The sequence below is a fragment of the Stenotrophomonas sp. IS26 genome, from assembly GCF_054188265.1.
This window is the reverse complement of sequence record NZ_JBSZJV010000030.1, coordinates 1-21,890: the sequence shown is the minus strand read 5'-3', so window position 1 is coordinate 21,890 and position 21,890 is coordinate 1. Positions and strand designations below refer to the sequence as shown.

The 21,890-nt window shown below is 67.7% G+C and carries 15 protein-coding genes; 14 read left to right on the top strand and 1 reads right to left on the bottom strand.

Annotated elements, in window-relative coordinates:
* Positions 1-29 precede the first annotated feature (29 nt).
* The gene (locus tag ACW6W5_RS17250) at positions 30-2,411 is read right to left on the bottom strand and encodes a ribonucleoside-diphosphate reductase subunit alpha (protein ID WP_152154403.1); all 2,382 of its coding nucleotides are present in this window, start codon (positions 2,409-2,411) and stop codon (positions 30-32) included.
* Positions 2,412-2,883: 472 nt separating this feature from the next.
* Between ACW6W5_RS17250 and ACW6W5_RS17245 the strand changes: the two genes are divergently transcribed.
* The 14 genes from ACW6W5_RS17245 to ACW6W5_RS17180 form a co-directional block, all read left to right on the top strand.
* Complete coding sequence (locus tag ACW6W5_RS17245) at positions 2,884-4,083, top strand: MFS transporter (RefSeq protein WP_152154401.1); 1,200 nt, start codon at positions 2,884-2,886, stop codon at positions 4,081-4,083.
* Positions 4,080-5,258, top strand: coding sequence for an isochorismate synthase (locus ACW6W5_RS17240; RefSeq protein ID WP_152154399.1), 1,179 nt, complete (start codon positions 4,080-4,082; stop codon positions 5,256-5,258). The genes ACW6W5_RS17245 and ACW6W5_RS17240 overlap by 4 nt, the downstream gene beginning before the upstream one ends.
* Positions 5,259-5,274: 16 nt before the next feature.
* Positions 5,275-6,927 (top strand): (2,3-dihydroxybenzoyl)adenylate synthase, encoded by a 1,653-nt coding sequence (locus ACW6W5_RS17235; protein WP_152154396.1) that lies wholly within the window; start codon positions 5,275-5,277, stop codon positions 6,925-6,927.
* Positions 6,927-7,562 (top strand): isochorismatase family protein, encoded by a 636-nt coding sequence (locus tag ACW6W5_RS17230; RefSeq protein ID WP_152154394.1) that lies wholly within the window; start codon positions 6,927-6,929, stop codon positions 7,560-7,562. The genes ACW6W5_RS17235 and ACW6W5_RS17230 overlap by 1 nt, the downstream gene beginning before the upstream one ends.
* Positions 7,559-7,810, top strand: a complete 252-nt coding sequence (locus ACW6W5_RS17225) for a phosphopantetheine-binding protein (protein WP_121036931.1) — start codon at positions 7,559-7,561, stop codon at positions 7,808-7,810. The genes ACW6W5_RS17230 and ACW6W5_RS17225 overlap by 4 nt, the downstream gene beginning before the upstream one ends.
* Positions 7,807-11,718, top strand: coding sequence for a non-ribosomal peptide synthetase (locus ACW6W5_RS17220; protein WP_152154392.1), 3,912 nt, complete (start codon positions 7,807-7,809; stop codon positions 11,716-11,718). The genes ACW6W5_RS17225 and ACW6W5_RS17220 overlap by 4 nt, the downstream gene beginning before the upstream one ends.
* Entirely contained in the window at positions 11,715-12,485 is a 771-nt protein-coding gene (locus ACW6W5_RS17215; RefSeq protein ID WP_121036929.1) for a 2,3-dihydro-2,3-dihydroxybenzoate dehydrogenase, read from the top strand. The genes ACW6W5_RS17220 and ACW6W5_RS17215 overlap by 4 nt, the downstream gene beginning before the upstream one ends.
* Before the next feature lie 217 nt (positions 12,486-12,702).
* Entirely contained in the window at positions 12,703-13,419 is a 717-nt protein-coding gene (locus ACW6W5_RS17210; protein ID WP_152154390.1) for a response regulator transcription factor, read from the top strand.
* Between the two features lie 176 nt (positions 13,420-13,595).
* Positions 13,596-14,111, top strand: a complete 516-nt coding sequence (locus ACW6W5_RS17205; protein ID WP_152154388.1) for a CS1 type fimbrial major subunit — start codon at positions 13,596-13,598, stop codon at positions 14,109-14,111.
* Between the two features lie 102 nt (positions 14,112-14,213).
* Positions 14,214-15,935 (top strand): TcfC E-set like domain-containing protein, encoded by a 1,722-nt coding sequence (locus tag ACW6W5_RS17200; protein ID WP_319020628.1) that lies wholly within the window; start codon positions 14,214-14,216, stop codon positions 15,933-15,935.
* A complete protein-coding gene (locus ACW6W5_RS17195; protein ID WP_428999849.1) occupies positions 15,932-16,879 on the top strand; it encodes a CS1-pili formation C-terminal domain-containing protein in 948 nt (315 codons plus the stop codon). Before ACW6W5_RS17200 ends, ACW6W5_RS17195 begins: the two co-directional genes overlap by 4 nt.
* Positions 16,876-18,021: a CfaE/CblD family pilus tip adhesin gene (locus tag ACW6W5_RS17190; RefSeq protein WP_226956721.1), complete on the top strand. Its 1,146-nt coding sequence runs from the start codon at positions 16,876-16,878 to the stop codon at positions 18,019-18,021. Before ACW6W5_RS17195 ends, ACW6W5_RS17190 begins: the two co-directional genes overlap by 4 nt.
* Before the next feature lie 23 nt (positions 18,022-18,044).
* Positions 18,045-18,761: a pilus assembly protein gene (locus ACW6W5_RS17185; RefSeq protein WP_152154386.1), complete on the top strand. Its 717-nt coding sequence runs from the start codon at positions 18,045-18,047 to the stop codon at positions 18,759-18,761.
* Positions 18,762-18,899: 138 nt separating this feature from the next.
* Positions 18,900-21,890 (top strand): ESPR-type extended signal peptide-containing protein (locus ACW6W5_RS17180; RefSeq protein WP_458233668.1); only part of this gene is annotated, 2,991 nt, incomplete at its 3' end.

Below are 21,890 nucleotides of genomic sequence, written 5' to 3'. Positions count from 1 at the left end.
ACGGTCGTCAGCTACCGGGCTGACGTGCGTCAGCTGCTGCACCATTCGCACTCAGAAATATCGATGTCGTTCGAGCGCACGTAGTAGGTCGTCTTCAGCCCTTCGCGCCAGGCACTCATGTGCAGCGCGAGCAGGGTGCTGGCGCGGATGGTGCTCGGCACGTACAGGTTGAAGCTGATCGACTGGTCCACGTGGCGCTGGCGGCGGGCGTTCTGGCGGATGCTGGCGAACTGGTCCACCCGGTAGGCGCCTTTCTCGTAGTACGGGTAGGTCTCCAGCGACAGCCCCGGTGCGGCGACCGGGCGGCGGAAATCCTTCTTTTCTTCGTAGTAGAACGCGCCGTACACCGGATCGATCGAGGCCGTGGAGCCGGCGATCTGGGCGGTGCTCATGTTCGGTGCCACCGCCATCAGCCAGCCGTTGCGCAGCCCGTTGACGCCCACCTGCGCCGCCAGTTCCCGCCAGGCCGGGCTGTCATAGCCACGGGCGCGGAAGTACTCGCCGTTCTGCCACTCACTGCCGACGAACGCGCTGTAGCGCCCCTTTTCCTTGGCCAGGGTCATGCTGGCCTGGATGGTCAGGTAGTTGATGCGCTCGTAGAGGCTGTCGGCGTAGTCCTCGGCTTGGGCAGAGTTCCATTCGATCTGCTGCAGGGCCAGCAGGTGATGCCAGCCGAACGTGCCCAGCCCGATCGCGCGGTACTTGCGGTTGGTGATGGTCGCCTGCGGCACCGGCAGCTGATTGAGGTCGATCACGTTGTCCAGCATCCGCACCTGGATCGGGACCAGCCGCTCAAGTACATCACTGCTCAGCAGGTCCGGGGCGGCCGTCACCGCGCGGCCCAGGTTGATCGAAGACAGGTTGCACACCACGAAATCGCCGGCCTGTTTGGTCGTCACGATCTGGTCGCCGCTGATCATCTCTTGGATCATGCGGGTGGGGCTCATGTTCTGCAGGATCTCCGTGCACAGGTTGCTGGAGTAGATGCTGCCGGCGTGCTTGTTCGGGTTCATCCGGTTCACTTCGTCCCGGTAGAACATGAAGGGGTTGCCGGTCTCCAGCTGGCTCACCATGATCCGCTTGAACAGATCGATGGCCTTCAGGGTGCGCCGGCTGATGCGCTCGTCGGCCACGACCTCCTCGTACTTCGCGCGGAAGCTGCCCTGGCCGCGCTGCTCATCGTGGAAGTCCTGCAGGTACCAGCCCTTGATCCGCTTCACCTCATACGGGTCGAACAGGTACCAGTCGCCGCGCCGCTCCACCGCCTCCATGAACAGGTCCGGCAGGCACACCGAGGTGAACACATCGTGCGCGCGCAGGCGCTGGTCACCGTTGTTCAGGCGCAGATCGAGGAAGGCTTCGATGTCGCGGTGCCAGACATCCAGGTACACCGCGATCGCACCCTTGCGCTGGCCCAGCTGATCTACGCTCACCGCGGTGTTGTTGAGCTGCTTGATCCACGGCACTACACCGCCGGAGGAATTGGCCACGCCGCGGATCGAGGAACCCGCCGAGCGGACATAGCCCAGATAGGCGCCCACGCCGCCGCCGTGCTTGGAGACCCGCGCCACGTCGGTGTTGGAGTCGTAGATGCCCTGCAGGCTGTCGTCAACCGTGTCGATGAAGCACGACGACAGCTGGCCGCCCACTTTGCCGGCATTGGCAAGCGTCGGCGTCGCCACCGTCATGTACAGGTTGGACAGCGCCCAGTAGGCCTCACGCACCAGCAGCATGCGCCGCCGCCGTGAGCGCTCGCCGTGCTCGTGTTCGTGCTGCATCAGGTACAGCGCGATGGTCAGCCAGCGCTCCTGCGGGAGCTCGTAGACGGCGCGCGAGTGATCGGTGGCGAGGTAGCGGGTGGCCAGCAGGTACAGGCCGTTGTAGGCGAACAAGGTGTCGCGCTCGGGCTCGATCATCTGCCCGGCTTCCTCCAGTTCGTCCTTGGAATAGGCCTTGAGGATGTCGATCGAATACACGTTGCGGTCCGCCAGGCTTTCCTGCAGACCCACATACGAGCCGTACTTCAGCGTGGCATCGTAGAAACGGTTCTTGCTGGCGCGCTTGTACAGGCGGCGCAGATAGAGGCGGGCGGCGAAGTGCTCCCAGTCCGGCGCGGTCAGGTCGATGCGCGATTCCGCCTCGCGGATCAGCAGGTCCACCATTTCATCGGCGCTGAGCTGCTGGCGGCGTGCGATCTGCCCCAGCACGCTGCGCAGGTAATCGGCCACGTCCAGCTGCGGGAACTCGCCATGCACGCTGTGCACGGTGCGCTCCAGCCGCGCCTGGTCGAACGGCATGCGTCGGTTGCCGCCCTCCTTGGTGATCCACAGCGTGTCACTGCAGGTGGCCGCATCAACGGGGGTGTCCGTGGGCGGGGTGAGGGTCGAAGCGACGGTGTCGTCGGTGTTCATGCGTTCTCCATGCATGGCGCAGAGCCCAGCAGGCGGCGCGGCAGAGCCGTGCGGCAGCCGGACAGAGGGCGTGATTGGTGGGCAGGCCGTGCGTGTGCAGGAATACGTCGCCGCAGGCTCACATCGGTGGCGACGGGCCATGCTTCCAAGCGCCGGTCAGGTGGGCGCAACGGGGCGTTCAACAGCAACGCGGCGTTGCAACGGTGCACCGGGCCTGGCGGAAGCGGGGAGCCGATGGACACAACATAGTGGGGTGGTGTGAGCTCGTCAACCGTATATGTAGTGTCTTTTTGTCGCAGGGGTGGGGGGGCTGCGCACATGAACACCCCATACAGATTGCACTATCAAACGCAAATGCGAGCCGTTATCATTTGATGAATCACAGGGCGGTGATGCGTTCGCAACCGGATGGCAGAACCGCGCGCGCCGCGGCGCACCGCGTGGTTCAACTTCTTATTGGCTGTGGTGTTCAATGTCTTCACGTCCTGTCGTTTCCGGTTTGCCCGCCCTCGTTTCCGCCGCGCTGCTCGGCACCATGGCAATGATGGCGTTCGTGTCCGTGATCGGCCCGGTGGTGCGGGTGTTGGGCCTGGCCGAGTGGCACGCCGGCCTCTCGGTCACTGCGGCGGGGGTGTTGTGGATGCTGTCGGCGCGCCGCTGGGGTGCACTCAGTGATCGCATCGGGCGCAAGCGCGTGCTGCTGATCGCACTGGCGGCCTACGCGGCGATCTACGTGGCGCTGGCGGTGTTCGTGGATGTGGCGCTGACCTCACCGCCGGCGGTCTGGCTCTCCGTGCTGGTCCTGATCGGCACGCGTGCCCTGGTGGGGCTGTTCTACGCCGCCGTGCCGCCGACCGCTGCGGCCATCATCGCCGACCAGGCCGCCCCGGGGCAGCGCGGCAGCGTGATGGCCAAGCTTGGCACCGCCAATGCGCTGGGCATGGTGCTGGGCCCGGCCGCCGCCGGTTGGATCGCCTACCAGAATCTCTCGCTCACACTGTATGTGGCCGCGTTGTTGCCGCTGTTGTCGCTGCTGATGATCTGGTGGCGCCTGCCGGACACGCCGCCCGTCGCGCCGACGCACACCGGCCCCAAACCGACACTGGGCCTGGGCGATGCGCGCCTGCGCCTGCCGTTGCTGGCGGTGTTCGCCGCAATGATCTCGGTGACCATCGCGCAGGTGACGGTCGGCTTCTTCGCGATTGATCGGCTGCAGCTCTCCCCGGCAGACGGCGCACGCATGGCCGGGCTGGCCCTGACCGCCGTCGGTGTCGGCCTGATCTTCGCGCAGGGTCTGGTGATGAAGCTCAAGGACATCCGCCCGACGCGCTGGATCCTGGTCGGGGCGCTGATCTCCGGGCTGGGCTTTGCGTCGGTCGCGCTGGTCAGTGTGCCGTGGCAGCTGCTGGCCAGTTATGCGATCGCCGCGTTCGGCATGGGGTTCGTGTTCCCCAATTTCCAGGCGCTGGCGGCCGATTCGGTGGAGGCGCATGAGCAGGGCGCTGCGGCAGGTACGGTAGCGTCGGTGCAGGGCATGGGCATGGTGGTCGGGCCGATGATCGGCACACTGTTGTATCGGTGGTCGCCGAGCGCGCCGTACCTGCTGGTGGGCGTGGTGCTGCTGATCCTGGCGGGCTCTGCCGCCCTGCATCGTGCGCGGGGTGCGGCATGAACGAGATGCTCGCCAGCGGCGTGGCCGATGAGATGACCGACACCGCCACCGCTGATGCGGCCGACGCCCCGTACTTCCTGCTGCGCAGCCCGCAGCAGGCGATGGAAGCGCACGGTGTGCGTGCGCGGCTGCCGTCCGGTGCCACCGCCACCTTGGCCGGGCGCGTTGCCGCGTTCTTCGCCGCGCCGCGCTCCGGCCCGCGCCTGCTGGTGGGGGCGGTACCGTTCGATCCCGAGCAGGGCGATGCGCTCTACCAGCCGGATCAGGTGTCTGGCCAGCCCACCGTGGTCCGCGTGGAAACGCCGACCCTCGTTGGCGATGTGCTCGCCGAACCGTCTGCCGATGCGTATGCGCAGGCGGTGGCGGCCGCCGTCACGGAACTGCAGCGCACCGACGGCCCATTGGAGAAAGTCGTGCTCGCGCGCAGCCTGCGGGTCACCACCGCGCAGCCGCTGCATCCGCGCGTGCTGGCCGCACGCCTGGGCAAAGACCCCAGCGTGGCGACCTACGTCGTCCCGGTGCCCGCAGCAGGCACGAACGACGCGGCCTGGCTGGTCGGCGCCACCCCGGAGCTGCTGATCTCCCGACGCGGTGACCGTGTGCTCTCGCATCCGCTGGCCGGCTCGGCCCGTCGTTTGGCCGATCCGGCCGAGGATGCACGCGCCGCGGAGACGCTGCTGGCCTCGGCCAAGGACCATGACGAGCATCGCCACGTGGTCGAGGCCATCGTGGCCGCGTTGGCACCGCTGTGCCATCACGTCGAGGCACAGCCGCGGCCGACACTGCACGCCACCGCCACCATGTGGCATCTCGGCACCCGCATCCACGGCACGCTGAAGGATCCTTCGGTGTCCTCGGCCGCGTTGGTCGCACTGCTGCATCCCACCCCGGCGGTCTGCGGCACGCCGCGCCAGCCGGCACTTGAACTGATCCGTCAGGCTGAACCGGTCGCACGGGGCTTCTATGCCGGCGCCGTCGGCTGGACCGATGGGCAGGGCGACGGCGACTGGTATGTGGCGATCCGCTGCGCACGCGTGCAGGGCACCGAAGTGCGCCTGTATGCCGGTGCCGGCATCGTCGCCGAGTCCCAACCCGATCTCGAGGTGGCCGAAACGGCTGCCAAGTTCATGGCCCTGCTGACCGCGCTCGGCGTCCATGACGTTCGTCCTTTCTGATGTGCGGGAGCTGTCCATGAACGCATCCTTCTCTTCCGCCCGGGTGCCGCTGCGCCAGGTCTGGCCGCCGGCCCTGGCCGCGCGCTATCGTGCGGCCGGCCATTGGCGCGGCGAGACCTTTCCGGGCTTCCTGCGCGAACGCGCCGAGCGCTTCGCCGGTGATATCGCAGTGGTCGGCGGCGATACGCGCCTCACCTATGCCCAGCTGTGGCAGGAGGCCGGCCGCATCGGCGCCGGCCTGCTCGCGCAGGGCTTGATCCCGGGTGACCGGGTGGTGGTGCAGCTTGGCAACGTGCCGGAATTTGTGACCGTGGTCTGCGGGTTGTTCCGCGCTGGTTTGATTCCCGTGTATGCATTGCCCGCGCACCGCATCACCGAGGTCGTGCATTTCGCCCGCAAGGCCGAGGCCAATGCCTATATCGCTGCCTCCAGCTACGAGGGGTTCGATTACCGCACCCTTGCGCGCGAACTGCAGGTGCAGGTGCCCGAGGTGCAGCACGTCATCATCGCCGGTAACGCGGCCGGGTTCACCGCGCTGGAGTCGCTGGCAGGCGATCTTGATCAGCTGCCCGCCGATCCTGACCCGCAATCGGTCGCCTTCCTGCAGATCTCCGGGGGCAGCACTGGCCTGTCCAAGCTGATCCCGCGCACGCACGACGACTACCTGTATTCCTTCCGCGCCAGCAACCAGATCTGTGGCATCACCCAGGACAGCGTCTATCTCGTGGCGCTGCCGGCTGCGCACAACTTCCCGATGAGCTCGCCGGGGTTCTTCGGCACGCTGTACGCTGGTGGCCGTGTGGTGCTGAGCCCGGGCGCGGGCCCGGAGACCGCGTTCGGCCTGATCGCGCGCGAGCGGGTGACCTGTGTCGGCCTGGTGCCGCCGCTGGCGCTGCTGTGGGCGCAGGCGGCCGCCACGACCACGCACGATCTCTCCAGCCTGCAGGTGGTGCAGGTCGGCGGCGCCAAGCTGGTGCCGGAGGCCGCGCGCCGGGTGATCGCCGGGCTGGGCTGCACCCTGCAGCAGGTGTTCGGCATGGCCGAGGGCTTGGTCAACTACACCCGCCTGCACGACAGCGAGGAGATCACCGTTTCCACCCAAGGCCGCCCGATCAGCGAACACGACGAGGTGCTGGTGGTCGACGACCACGGCAACCCGGTTGCCGACGGTGAGACCGGCCATCTGCTTACCCGCGGCCCGTACACCATCCGCAGCTATCACAACGATCCCGCCGCCAACGCACGCGCCTTCACCGAGGACGGCTTCTACCGCACCGGCGACAGGGTGCAGCGCCTGCCGGGCGGCTATCTGGTGGTGCAGGGCAGGGCCACCGATCACATCAACCGCGCCGGTGAGAAGATCTCCGCCGAAGAGATCGAAGACCATCTGCTGGCGCACCCGAGCGTGTTCGATGCGGCGGTGGTCTCCATTCCCGATGCCTACCTTGGTGAACGCAGCTGCGCCTTCATCATTGCCCAGGGCGAGCCGACCAAGGCCGCCAGCCTCAAGGCGTGGGTGCGCGGCCGCGGCCTGGCGGCGTTCAAAGTGCCGGACCAGATCGTGTTCGTCGATGCCTTCGGCACCACCGCGGTCGGCAAGATCAGCCGCCGCGAGCTGCGTGCCCAGCTGCGCGAACGTTTCATGCAACAGACAGGAGAAACGCGCTGATGGCGCTGCCCAAGATCCAATCGTACCCCCTGCCGACCCAGGCCGAACTGCCCACCCCGCGCGGCGCGTGGCAGCCGCAGAGCGAGCGCCTGGCGCTACTGGTGCATGACATGCAGCGTTACTTCCTGGCCGCGTTCGCGCCGGATGCCGCGCCGCTGGCACCGGCCGTGGCCAACATCGCCCGCCTGCTCGCGCATTGCCGCGCCCGTGGCATCCCGGTGTTCTACACCGCCCAGCGGGGCAACCAGGATCGCCGCGACCGGGGCCTGCAGGCCGACCTGTGGGGCCCGGGCATGTCCGCCACCGAAGAACACGAAGCCATCGTCGAGGCCGTGGCCCCCGCGCCGGGCGACCACGTGCTGGTCAAGCACCGCTACAGCGCGTTCCAGCGCAGCAATCTGGAGACGATGATGCGCGCCCGTGGCCGCGATCAGCTGCTGGTCACCGGCGTGTACGCGCACATCGGCTGCACCGCCACCGTCGCCGAGGGCTTCCAGCGCGACATCGAGAGCTTCATCGCCGCCGATGCCGTGGCCGATTTCTCGCGCGCCGATCATGATCTGGCGCTGCACTGGATCGCCCGTACCTGTGGCGTGCCGATGACCACCGATCACCTGCTGGAGACCCTCGCATGACCGCACTCACCCTGGCGCGCATGCGCGCCGATGTCGCCGAGATGCTCGGCGAAGCGCCCGAGGACATCAGCACCGAGGAGAACCTGATGGACCTCGGCCTGGATTCGATGCGTGTGCTGGGCCTGGTGCTGGCCTGGGGCAACACCGGCATCGCGCTGGAGTTCAGCCACCTGGCCGAGCACGCCACGCTCGGCGGCTGGTGGACGGTGGTGCAGCGCCTGCAGGCACAGGCGGCGGCCAGCGCATGAAGGCCCGTGCGGTGCCGGGTGCGGCCGAGCCCATCGTTCGCGGGCTGAGCGAGGCGCAGGCTGGCCTGTGGTACGCGCAGCGCTTGGCGCCGGACAACCCGGCCTTCAACACCGCCCATGCGGTATGGATCGAAGGGGCGCTGGACGTCGCGGCCTTCGTGCGCGCCGCCGACCAGGCCGCGCAGGAGGCCGAGGCACTGGCGCTGCGCATGGTCGAGAGCGCAGAGGGCTTGCCCGTGCAGTGGGTCGATCCACAGCACACGCCGGCGCTGCAGGTGATGGATCTGTCCGATCAGCCGGACCCGGCCGCGGCGGCGCGCGAGGCCATGCAGCGCGACCGCCTCAATCCAGTCGATCCGGCCCGCGACCGGCTCAGCCAGCAGCGTCTGTTCCTGCTTGGCCCGGCACGCAGCGTCTGGTATCTGCGCGTGCACCACCTCGCCACCGATGGCTATGGCATGGGCCTGCTGACCGAGCGGGTCTGCGCGCTGTATGCGGGCAACGCATCACACGCCGCATTGGCGCCACTGGCCCCCGCGTTGGAGGAAGACACCGCGTACCGTGCCAGCGAGCGCCGCACGCGCGATGCCACCTACTGGCGCGAGCTCCTGGCCGATGCGCCGGCCGCCACCGGTCTGCAGGCCGGGCTTGCTGCCGCCGCACCGGATGCACTGCGCCACGTACAGCCGATGGCGCCGGCCCTGCGCGAGCGCCTCCACTCTGCCGCCGCCGCGATCGGCCAGCCCTGGCCGGATCTGTTGACCGCGCTCGGCGCAGAATACTGCCGCCGGATCAGTGGCGAAGCCGAGGCCATCATCGGCGTGCCGTTCATGGGCCGGCTCGGCAGCGTCTCCGCCCGTGTGCCGGCGATGGTGATGAACGTGTTGCCGCTGCGGGTCACGGCCGGGGAAGGCGGCGTCGATACCTTCGTGCGCGATGTCGCCCTGCGCCTGATGCGCGGCCGCCGCCACGGGCGCTATCGCGGTGAGCAGCTGCGGCGTGACCTGGGCTTGATCGGTGGCCAGCGCCGCCTGCATGGCCCGCTGGTCAACGTGCAGCCGTTCTATCGGCCGCTGCAGCTGGCCGGCGTCCATGCCACGCTGGAGGTGCTCTCCACCGGTCCCGTCGATGATGTGACGCTTGGCTTCCGTGGCGATGGCACCGCCGTGCTCGATCTGGAGATCGAAGCGAACCCGGCGCTGTACACCTCCGCGCAGGTGCAGGCGCACGCCGCACGGCTGCTGCATTTCGTGTCGGCCGCGCTGCAGGTGCAGGCCGCTGGCGGCGACATCGCTTCGGTGCCGTTGTGCACGCCAGAAGAAGCGCAGCGCTATCTATATGACATCAACGCCACCGCGCACCCCGTGCCCGAGGTCAGCCTCGCCGCACTGATCACCGCGCGCATGCACCGTACGCCCGAGGCTGTCGCTGTGGTCTTCGGCACGCAGCAGCTCACCTACGCCGCGCTGGAGCAGCGCAGCCGCGCCTTGGCGCTGCAACTGCAGGCGCAAGGCGTCGGCCGCGAGGCGAGGGTGGTGGTCGCGCTGCCGCGCTCATTGGAGCTGATCATCGCCCTGGTCGCGGTGCTGCGCGCAGGCGGTGCGTATCTGCCGATGGATCTGGCCCACCCGGATGAGCGCCTCGCCCGGATCCTGCGCTCGGCGCAGCCGGTCTGCGTGCTGGCGCTGGCGCAGGATCGCGAGCGCTTCCCGGACGCGTCGGTGCTGGTGCCGGGGCAGTGGAACGCCCACAGCGACGCCGCCCTGGCCGCCGCGCCGCAGCCGGCAGACGCGGCCTACGTCATCTATACCTCCGGCTCCACCGGCGAGCCCAAGGGCGTGTTGATCGAGCACCGCGCCATCGTCAACCGCCTGGAGTGGATGCGCGAGCACTATGCCTTCCAACCGGACGACCGCATCCTGCAGAAGACCCCGGCCACCTTCGATGTCTCGGTCTGGGAGTTCTTCCTGCCGCTGATCAGCGGCGCGACGCTGGTGGTGGCACCGCCTGAGGCGCATCGCGATCCCCTGGCGCTGGCCGCTTTGATTCGCGAGCACGCCATCACCACCCTGCATTTCGTGCCGGCCATGCTGGCCGCGTTCCTGGCGGCCCCTGCCGCACGTGGGCTGCAACTGCGACGCGTGTTCACCAGTGGCGAAGCACTCGATGCCGCGTTGCGTGACCGCTTCCATGCCACCGTCCACGCCGAACTGCACAATCTCTATGGCCCCACCGAGGCGGCCGTGGATGTCAGCTTCTGGCCGGCCAGCCGCGACGACACCTCCGCGCTGGTGCCGATCGGTCATCCGGTCTGGAATACCCGCCTGTATGTGCTCGATGCCCGGATGCAGCCGCTGCCGCCCGGCGTGGCCGGCGACCTGTATCTCGGCGGGGTGCAGCTGGCACGTGGCTATCTCGGCCGCGCCGACCTCACCGCCGAGCGCTTCCTGGCCGATCCGTTCGTGCCCGGGGGCCGCCTGTACCGCACGGGTGATGTGGCGCGTTGGCGCGAGGATGGGGCCGTGGAGTACCTCGGTCGCAACGATCACCAGATCAAGCTGCGCGGCCTGCGTATCGAACTCGGCGAGATCGATGCCGCACTGCGCTCTGCACCTGGCATCACCCGTGCCGAGGTGCTGCTGCGCGAGGACCGGCCGGGCGAACCGCGGCTGGTGGCCTACCTCAACACGGGTGGCCCGGAGCAGGAAACGCTGCGTACCCATCTGGGCGCGCGCCTGCCGGACTACATGCTGCCCAGCGCCTTCGTGGCAGTGGAACACTGGCCGGTCACCGCCAACGGCAAGCTGGATCGCGCCGCATTGCCGGCGCCCACCCAGGCGGTCTCCACGGGCGTGGCGCCGGTGACCGCCACCGAGCAGGCGCTGGCTACACTGTTCGCGCAGACGCTCTCACTCAGTGCACCGGTCAGCGCCGACGCCGATTTCTTCGCATTGGGCGGTGACTCGCTCAGTGCCGTGCACCTGTTGCTGGCCATCCAGCAGCAGTGGCGCTGCGACCTCGGCCTGGGCGCGGTGTTCGCCGCCCCGACCGTGGCCGGGCTCGCGGCACGGATCGATGCGCCGCCGGCCGCTGCCGATCATGGCCTCGCGCCGATGATCCGGCTGGCCAGGAGCGATGCCGCACTTGCGCCGCTGTATGTCATCCATCCCGCAGGCGGCATCGCCTGGAACTATCGTGATCTGGCCCGGGCGCTGTCGCCCACGCGCGAGGTGCAGGGCATGCAGTCGCCCGTGCTCGATCCCGACCAGCCGCTGCCCACCAGCATCGAGGCCCTGGCCGCGGACTATGCAGCGCGCATTCTCGCGTTGGGTCGGCCCGGCCCGGTGCATCTGCTGGGCTGGTCGGTCGGCGGCATCCTCGCCCAGGCGATGGCGGTACACCTGCGCGGCCTCGGCCATGAGGTGGGCGTGCTGGCGCTGCTCGATGCGTACCCCAGCGAGTGCTGGCGGGCCGAGCCCGAGCCGGACCCGATAGCCGCGCTGCGCGCCTTGCTCGCCATCGCCGGCCACGATCCGGATGCACACCCCGAGCTGGACACCCGCGCGCGCATCCTGGCCTTCCTGCGCCGCGGCGACAGCGCGCTGGGCAACCTGCCGGATATCGTTCTCGATGGCGTGGTCCGGGCCGTCACCGGCACCAACCGCCTGATCCGCGCCCATCACCACACGCACTACGAGGGTCCGCTGCTGCACGTCCGGGCCGGCCGCGACCACCTCAACCGCCCGCAGTTGCAGTCGGCCCTGTGGCAGGCCCACGCAGCGCACGTGGAGGCGATCGAACTCCCTTATCTGCACGCCGAACTCACCGGGCGCGATGCCGTGGCGCAGATCGCGCCGTGGCTCGATGCGCACCTTCAGCGGCACGACGCACTCAGGACATCGGCATGAAACTCACCGGATTCGACGGCACCATCGCCCTGGTCACCGGCGCCAGCGGCGGCATCGGCGCGGCCCTGGTGACCTTGTTGCGTGACAGCGGCAGCATCGTGGTCGCCACCGATATCACCGCGCCCGTGCTCGAGCAGCGGGCAGGGCAGCCGCCCCTCCACGCCCGCGCACTGGATGTCACCGATTCCGGCGCGGTGGAGGCGCTGGTCGAGTGGATCGAACGCGAGATCGGCCCGATCGGCTTCGGCGTCAACGTGGCCGGCGTACTGCAGGTCGGCACCGTCACCGGCATCGATGATGCGCAGTGGCGGCAGGTCTTCGCGGTCAACACCGATGGCGTCTTCCACGTCTGCCGGGCACTGGCCCGGGTAATGAGCCCACGCCGGGCCGGTGCCATCGTCACCGTCAGCTCCAACGCCGCAGGCGTCCCGCGCCACGGCATGGCCGCCTACGCCGCCTCCAAGGCCGCCGCGACCATGTTCACCCGCTGCCTGGGGCTGGAACTGGCACCGCTGGGCATCCGCTGCAACATCGTCGCCCCGGGTTCCACGCTCACCCCCATGCAGACCGGCATGTGGGCCGACGACCACGGCGCGGAGCGGGTCATCGCCGGCTCGCTGGAGACTTACAAGGCCGGCATTCCACTGCGCAAGCTGGCCACCCCGGACGACATTGCCCAATCGGTGATGTTCCTGCTCTCCGACCAGGCCGGGCATATCGCCATGAGCGATCTCTACGTGGACGGCGGCGCGACGCTGCGCGGGTGACCGGCAGCCGCCGTCCTCCTTCCCGAGGCAGGGCGTTCAGGCGCAGACCGTAGCGCTGATCGTGGCTGGCAATAGTGATAGCCACTGCAGAACGCGAATTATGCAACTCGAGTCATAGAGGCCGGGCAGCGACTTCTCCTATCCTCAAGGTGTCCCCGGTCCTCGGGGAACGCGCTGCCTGCTGCGTCGTTGAGCGCCCCGCGACAAGGTCGCCCGCTTGACCCACACCGCAGTTGCCGCCGCAGGACGCGGCGTGAGCAATCAATGCGCGCGCACCGATTCCAACGACGAGGTCTTTGCCATGAAACGCATCCTGCTGGCGGACGACCATCCCGTCGTCCGCACCGGTCTCCGTTCGGTTCTTGCTCACGTACCGGAGTGGGCGATCGTCGGTGAGGCGGCCGACGCCGCGCAGCTGGAGGATCTCCTGCTCCTGCACCGCTGCGAACTGGTCATCACCGATCTCTCGATGCCCTTCGGGCAACGGCCGGACGGCGTTCGGATGCTGGCCGATATCCGCCGCAATCATCCACGGGTGCGCCTGCTCGTGGTGACCTCCTTCAGCAATCTTGTCGTGCTGCGCGCGGTGGCGCGGCTGGGGGTTGAAGGCATCCTTGAGAAAACCTGCGCATTGGTGGTACTCACCGAGGCCGTCAGCACGGTCCTGGCGGGCGGCCGCTTCTACTCCGGCGATCTGGCCCAGCGGCTCAAGGCGTCCGCCACCGGCACGCGTGCGCTGAGCGCCAAGGAAAGCGAGGTGGTGCGGCTGATGGCACACGGCCTGAGCATCAAGCAGATCGCCGACATCCATCGGCGGACGGTCAGCACCATCAGCCGGCAGAAAGGCACGGCGATGAAGCGGCTCAATCTGAAATCCGACTACGAGCTCATGCTCTATGCCAAGTCCATCGGCCTGTCGCCCAGCGGAAGTTGAGCCGCGCAGAGTGCGAACAGGTTCGCCCTTCTCGAAAGTAACGGAATTTTATCAAGTTGTTGCATGGTGCCGCGCAACGCGGCTGCCTAGTGTGAGGTGCTGGTCGGGAAGGGCGCGCAGCGCTCCCCACGTTTCCCGGCCAGCCTCCCCAACTACAACACCAAGGAAAGAACCCGATGAACCTGATCACCAAGCTGTTCGCTACCGCTGCCCTGGCAACCGCGTCGATGTCCGCCCATGCGGTACAGGCCGACATCACCGTCTGGGCCGATATCGACCCGACGCTTGCGCTGCTCAAGGCCGATGGTACCCCGCTGAGCGATGTGGTCGAACTGGGTTACCGTGCGGGTAGCGGCACCACTGCCGGCCTGGTGCCGTGGACCGACCAGGTGCGCGTGTTCTCCAACGACATCACCAAGGACATCACCGTGCGCCTCGGTTCGGCACCCAGCCTCATCCCGACGATGGCGGGCCCGACCGCAACGGCCGTGCCGCTGTCGGTCCATCTGAACTCGGTCGCGCTGACCGCCGCCGGCGTGGATTTCACTGCAGCCTCGCTGTTCCCGGGTTCCAACTATCCGGGCGCCTCGATCGTGCTGCCGCTGACGATCTCGCAGACCACCGCAGGCCCGATCGCCGTTGCCGGCCGCTATGAAGGCATCGTCAGCCTCGTCATGGTGCAGAAGTCGTAACAAACGCCTGTGCAGTGCAGCCGCCGCCTGACCGGGCGGCTGCGCTGTGGGCTACCTGCCATGCACACTCCTTACCTATCCTGTTCCCGCCTCGCCATGGCCATGGCTGCCGTGCTCGCCTGCGCCGCTGCGGGCGCGCGCCCGGTGCCCGCCGGATTCGAGGACCTTGTGGCCGGCCAGACCGAACAGCTCGACGTCCGTTTGATGGGGCGCTCGGCAGGCGTCTGGCCGGTGTTCGTCACGCCCGACGGCGTGCGCCTGCTGGATCCGGAGCCGGTGCTGACCGCGCTGGAGCTCAGTGAGGAGGCCAAGGCCGCACTCGTGCCGGCACTGTCGGCCACGCTGCCGCGCAATGGTCACCTCGCCTGCGACAACGTGGCGCCGGACAGTGGCTGCGGCTACCTGGCGCCCACCGATGACCCGACCAGCATCGGGGTGATCCACGATGAAAACGAAGGCGTACTGAATCTCTTCCCGGCACGCCAGTGGCTGCCGTCGGCAAGCCCGGTGCGTGACCGCTACCACCGCCCCAACGAGGCCGCGCAGAACGCCCTGCTGCACCACCAGATGTTCAACATCAGTGGTGGCAGCGGCTACATGAGCCTCTCGGCGATGGGCACCGGCATGCTGGGGGTGTTCCGCGACGGACACATCGGCGTGGACTGGACCTACAACCGGCAGCAGCAGCGCGGCCGTGGCAGCCGCGATACGTTGTCCTTCAATGACCTGTACCTGCGCAATGATCTGGCGCGCAAGCACTATGTGCAGGTGGGCCGCATGGACCGCCGCAACCTCTCCAGCGCCGAGGGCGGCAATTTCGCTTTCAGCATGCTGCCGCTGGACCGCTTCGAGGGCGTCCGCTTCGGCACCACCCAGGCCTATCTGGACCGGGCGGTGATCGGGCAGGGCAGCCCGCTGACCGTGCTGCTCAGCCGCAACGCACGCGTGGATGCCTACGATGGGCAGCGCCTGCTGCAGAGCTTCTACCTGGACAGCGGCATCAATGATCTGGACACCACGCGGTTTCCGACCGGCAGCTATCTGGTCAACCTGCGCATCTTTGAAGATGGCGTACTGGTGCGCACCGAAGACGCGCCGTTCAGTAAATCCGGTGCCACCTGGGATGAGGACAGCAGGCAATGGTTCGTGCAGGGCGGGCGGCTGATCACGCACGATGAGCGCGATCACCGCGGCGCGCTGCAGGCCGGCCTGCGCCTGCCGCTGCACCCCAACCTGGCCATGACCGTGGGCTCGGCCATCGTTGACAACATCGCCTACGGCGAGCTCCGCCTGGAGGGCCGCAAGGCGTTGGGCACCCATGAATTCACCGGCAGCAGTGCGATGCTGCGCGGCGATGACGGCAGCCGCGGCCTGCAGCAGCAGGCAACGTACCGCCATCGTGTGTCGGGCACGGTCTATCACCAGCGCATGCGCGGTGGGGCCTGCCGTGGCAACTACATCAACCCCGAATCGCTGGGCTGCAGCGATGCGCTCAGTGCCTCGCTGTCCACCCCGTTGGCGGGCGGCAACCTCTATTTCGGCTATACCCGCCGTACCACCTACACGCTGGGCCGCGAGCAGAACCTGCTGCCGTGGTTCGACGACGGCCTGCCGCCCGGCGCGCCGTGGCGCCCGGGAGACCGCGAAGGCCAGCTCACCCGCACGTTGCAGGCCAACTACAGCCGCAGCTTCCAGTGGCGCGGCATGAGCCTGGCCACGCGCACCGGCGCATTCACCCAGCACACCGGCGCCAGCCAGGGCCCCGCCGCGACAACGGGGTGTACGTCAACCTGGCCGTATCCCGCGTGGTCCGCACACCGATGACCACCCGCCAGGACCGCGTTGGGCTGGACCTGCAGCATGGCCGCGAGGAGCAACCGCGCGCCGGCTATCGCATCGGCCGTACCCGCCGCTGGGAGTGGGGCACCGGTTACCGCGAGCTGGGCGGCGAGTTCAATGGCCGCAGCAACGGGCAGAACAGTGCCAGCGCCAGCGTGCGCCAGCAGGATGATTACGGCGCCACCGCCGCCACCGCCTCGCACTACCGCAGCCGCGACCAGGGGGAAACGAGCTATACGGCCACGCATACCTCCTCCTTCGCAGTGGGCCGGGGCGGGCTGTTCTGGGGCAGTGAGTACGGCAGCGGGGCGGGTGTCGCCGTGCAGGTGGACACCCCCGAAGACATCGAACTCAACGGCCACGCGGCCGAGGTGCGCGTGGCCGGTGCCCGCCGCCAGACGCTGCGCTTCGGCCAGCGCCGCCTGCTGCCGCTGAGCAGCTACACCCTCACCCGTGCCGAAGTGCAGGACGTCAGCGCGCACGACGTTGCCGCCGCCGTGCGCGTGGAGGGGCAGGGCAGTGGCCAGTCCCTGTTCCTGCCACCTGGAAAACTCTGGATGATGCCCATCGAACTTGACCTGACCTACACCTTCATCGGCAGCGCCCACGACGACGAGGGCGTCGCCCTCCACGGCGCGCGCATCCTCAACGCGCCGCTGCCTTCGCTGGGAAATGACGGCGGCTTCATCGCCGATTTCCCGCAGCGCGAAAAAACCCTGTATCTGCTGCAGGAAAACCGCCTGATGGAGTGCCCCCTGCAGGTGCGTGAGCGCCGCAGCGTGGTGTTCATGGTGGGCGCGGTGCGCTGCCAGCCATTGGCCGTTGACCGGCTACCGTCGAAGATCCAGCAGCAGGCGCGGGTGCAGCGGTTGCTGCGCGAGCAGGCGCTGGGCGAGCAGCTGCCATCGGTGGCGGGGGGAGCGCTGTGAACCACACCATTGTGCGCCTTCTACTGTTGCTCTTCTTGACCGCGCTGTTGGCCGAGACGGCCTTCGCGCAACGCCCGACGCCTACCCGCCCCTCCGGCGGCGATCAGCACATCGTTCTCAACTACGATCGCGCCGCGATGCCGGGGGACCAGATTCTCTGGGCACCTAAGACGCTGCTCGGGTATGACGATGACGAAGGACTCAGGTACGGGTCCATTCACCTGGTGTGCGAGTCGGAGAGCGATTCCAGGACTGGTAAGTGCCCTGTCGCGGATACACATGAAATAGGCGACGCCCGAAGCTATGTTCCCCTTCAGTTTGTGGAGCGACGTTCCGGTCTTCGTGTCGACCTGGCGATAGAAGGATGGCTGGAACGGGCTCTGTCCAGCCGCGCATGTGGTGGCGACTATTGGCAAGGCGGTTACAGACCCCTGTCATCATCTTTTGGTCCGGCATGTAGCACGTGGCTGCCAACTGGAACAGGCGGCGCCTTGCAATTGCCCGCAAGTGAACTGGAAAAACTGGTCGCGGGCCGCTGGGACGCGGTGTTGAAACTTCACCTGCGTACCGATGAGAACGATACGAATCTGGCGACATATACCTTCACGTTTGATCTCACCATCAGCGACCGCGACAAGGTCAGCATCTACTTCCCCCAGTACGACCAGGCCACGCCGCACGTGGGGCTCAACGTGAAGTACAACCCGGTCGGCACGCCCTCGTTGTCCGGTCGGCGCGACCTGGATATGTGCCTTTACGACGGCCTCGGCTCGCAAAGCCCGTACCTGGAAATAAGCGTCACCGATACGGGCCGGCCCGCGCCCGGGCGCCCGCCCGAGCGGTTCTCGGTCTGGAATGCGGCGGCCATCGGCAGCGACGAACGCGACCGGCTGGATTACACCGTCACCCTGCGCCATGCCGGCGTGCCGATCCGTATGCAGAACGGACGGCTGGAGCCCTTGAATGGCATCGATAGTGCGGAGCTGCGCCTGGTGGTGCTGCCGGGCATGTCGCTGCCGGTGTACTGCGTGCCCACACCGCTGACCCTGGAGGTGCCGCGCGTGGATGCTTCGTCCAAAACGGAAGGCTACTACCAAGGCAATTTGACTATCGTCCTGAACGTTCCCACGGGCACGCCCTGATGGCCCCCCAACGAGACACCGTAATGAACAGCCCCATCGCTCGCCTGCAGGCCCTCCTTTTCCTGGCGGCGGCCACATTGGCCGCGCCCGCAAACGCCAACCTGAGCGTGCATCCCATGCGCCTGCCGGTGCACGATGGCCATACCGGGCAGATCCGGGCGCATTCGCAGACCAGCCGCACCCAGTACGTGCAGACCCGGGTGCTGCGCCTCGAGCATCCGGGCACCGAAGAAGAAACCGAGGTCGAACTTGCACCCGGCCACCGCGATGGCGTGGCGGTCACCCCCGGCAAGTTCGTGCTCGCCGGGGGCGGCAACCGGCTGGTCCGGGTCATTCCGTTGGCATCGGTCCAGCAGGAAACGCCGTACCGGGTGTATTTCGAGGGTGTCCCGCCGCCGCGCGAAGAGAGTGCCGAGCAAGAGCCGGACAACCCGGTCGCCAACGTCGGCGTCAGCCTGGTCTGGGGCGCACTGGTCCACGTCATCCCGGCCCAGCCCGTACCGGACATGCGTATTGATGGGGGCGAACTGCACAACGTCGGCAACGTCCGCCTGGGCGTGACCAGCATCCGGGCGTGTACGGCCGCGACGCAATGCACCGAGCACGCCGTGGAACGCAGCGTGTATCCGGGTGCGCGCATGGCGCTGCCGTTCGATCCCGCCGGCACCTCGCAGATCACCGTGTCCTATCGCCTGAGCTACCAGGGGTATCGGGACCACCACAAGGTGCTTACGCCCTAAGACGGCCGCGCTGTATTCCGGTCGCCGCCGCAAACGGCGCGACCGGGTATCTGCTCGCTTCCCTTCTGCCACCGCGGCATCGCCGTGGACGGCAACGCTTTGCCTTTTTATTTCTTTTGACCCATGGAGTACTTCAGCGTGAACCACATTTACCGCCTCATCTGGAACACCGCCCTTGGCTGCTGGATGGTCGCCAGCGAACACACCAAGGGCCGCGGCAAGCGCGCCAGTGGCGCACGCGCCGTGGCAACCGCCGCCGTTGCGCTGGTGCTTTCGCTTCCGGTCATGGCTGCGAACGATGTTGCTGCGGACGATGCCGAAGAGCAGCTGCGGTTCACCGTGGTGCCGGAAGCCGTGATGTCGCCGTTCGCAGCGCAGGGCGTCGCACCACGAGCCGTCGCGGGCATCCTCAATGTCCACAATCAGACAGCGCTCACCTCCGATTCTTCCTACAAAAACGCGACGCTGAGCGGCGATCATTCCATCGTGCTCGGCTCGCGCTCCGCGGTGAGCGGCGGCTATTCGACGGCATACGGGAACCAGGTGGTGGTGAACGGGCCCGATGGCAGTGCCTTTGGTTTCGGTGCCAATGCCGATGGTATAGGGGCCACTGCGTTGGGTGCGAAGGCGCGGGCGTCCCACTTTGCGTTGGCGGTTGGCTACTCGGCCTCCGCCACGGGCACTGCCGACGTGGCGATTGGTAATAAAGCTGTAGCATCCGGCACGTACAGCAACGCCATGGGTTACTCGGCGACCGCCACAGGCGCGAACAGCGTGGCCATCGGCACCCTCGCCAAAGGGGCAGCCAGCAGTGCCGTCAGCCTCGGCAACCGCGCCGAGGTCGCAGCCGCGGCGACAAATTCGGTGGCTTTGGGGAGTACCTCGAGCGCTACGGCGGCCAACACAGTGTCGGTCGGCAACGCGACGCTGAAGCGCAAGATCGTCAATGTGGCCGATGGCGCGCTCAGTGCCACCAGCACGGATGCCGTGACCGGCAAGCAGCTGCATACCACCAATACCAACGTGACCGCCGCCAGCAACAAGGCTACCGCGGCGCAGACCACCGCCACCGCGGCGGCCACGGCCGCCAACAAGGCGCAGACCGGTGCGGACTTGGCCACCACCACCGCCAATACAGCCTTGGCAAAGCTGGCCAGCACGAGAGTCGAGCTGGGCGAGGGCGCCGCCGCGACCGGCACCCGCGGCACGGCCATCGGTACACGTAGCGCTGCCAGCGGGCGTCTGAACGCCATTGCACTCGGTACGGATGCCAAGGCCAGCGGCGATGCCTCGTCGGTGGCAATCGGCACTGAATCACACGCCGATCACCAATACGCCGTTGCCATTGGGCACCGCGCCAAGGTCACCGGCAACACATCCACCGCGATCGGGTATGAAGCGCTGGCCTCCGGGGCTGGCGTGACAGCCATTGGCCGGTCCGCCACCGGCAGCGCTGACTACACCGTGGCGCTGGGCCATAATGCCAAGGCAAGCGGTGCCAGCGCGATCGCATTGGGTCACGGTTCCGTTGCTACGGTAGCCAACACGGTGTCTGTTGGTAGCGCGAGCCAGCAACGCAAGATCGTCAATGTGGCCGATGGCGTGCTCAGTGCAGCCAGCACCGAGGCGGTGACCGGCAAGCAGCTGAACGCGACCAATCAAACCATCTCCACCAACGCGGCCAAGGTCCAGAGCCTTATTGCCGAGGCATCGTCTACCGGTACGGTGCGCTTAGGTATCGGTAACGAAGGCGTACGCCTGGATGTACGGAACAAGGACAATCAGAGCCGCACGCTGACGGGCGTGAGCGACGGTGCGCTGAGCGCCACCAGCACGGAAGCGGTGACCGGCAAGCAGCTGCACGCCACAGACGGCAAGGTTGCCGCCGCCGACAACAAGGCCACCGCAGCCCAGACCACCGCCACGACGGCAAGCACCACGGCCAACAACGCCGTTGCCAAGCTGACCAGCGCGCAGACTGCCTTGGGCAAGGACGCTGTCGCCACGGGTACCAATGCCACTGGCGTAGGCATCCACGCAAAGGCCTCCGGGGCCAATGCCACTGCACTGGGCACCGGCGCTGAAGGTGCTGGCTCCTCGGCGGTTGCTCTCGGCGCGGGCACCAAGGCCATGACCGCCGGCACCGTGGCGCTGGGACAGGCAGCCAGTGCCTCACAGGCCAATGCAATGGCCATGGGAGCACAGGCCTCTTCGACCAATAGCTACGCCACTGCGGTCGGCTATCAGGCCGCGGCCAGTGGCTCAAGCGCGGTAGCCATCGGCTCTGTCTCCAGCGCTGCGGCGCAACACTCGCTGGCGTTCGGCGACCGTGCATCGGTTGGTGCCACCTCCGCAGCTGGCATGGCCTTGGGTCGCGGTGCGAAGGTGGACGAGAACGCGAGCAAGGCAGTTGCGCTGGGTACTGAATCGGTAGCCACCGTGGCCAATGCGATCTCGGTTGGCAACGCGACCCTGAAGCGCAAGATCGTCAACGTGGGCGACGGCCTGGTGGCGGCCGGCAGTAGTGAGGCGGTGACCGGCAATCAGCTCAGTGCCACCAACACCAACGTGACCGCGGCCACCAACACGGCCAACACGGCGAAAGCCGACGCTGCCACCGCGCTGACCCAGGTCGGTGCCGTTGGTGGATTGATCCGCCAGACAGCAGCCAACGCCAATGTTCGCATCGGTGCCGAGAACACCGGCACGATCATCGATGTGCGCAACAAGAATGAAGCGGGGCGCAAACTGAGTGGCGTCGCCGATGGCGCGCTCAGTGGTACCAGCACTGAGGCGGTCACCGGCAAACAGCTGCATACCACCAACACCAACGTGACCGCTGCCGACAACAAGGCCGTTGCGGCGCAGACCACCGCCACCGCCGCGGCCACGGCGGCCAACAAGGCGCAGACCGGTGCGGACCTGGCCAACAGCCTGGTCAGCCAGGTCTCGGCCACGGGCAATGTGCGCCTGGGCGCGCAGAACACCGGCCGTACGCTGGATGTGCGTAACCAGGGCAACCTGACCCGCACGGTGTCCGGTGTGACCGATGGTGCACTGAGCGCCACCAGCACGGAAGCGGTGACCGGCAAGCAGCTGCACGCCACCGACGGCAAGGTGACCGCCGCC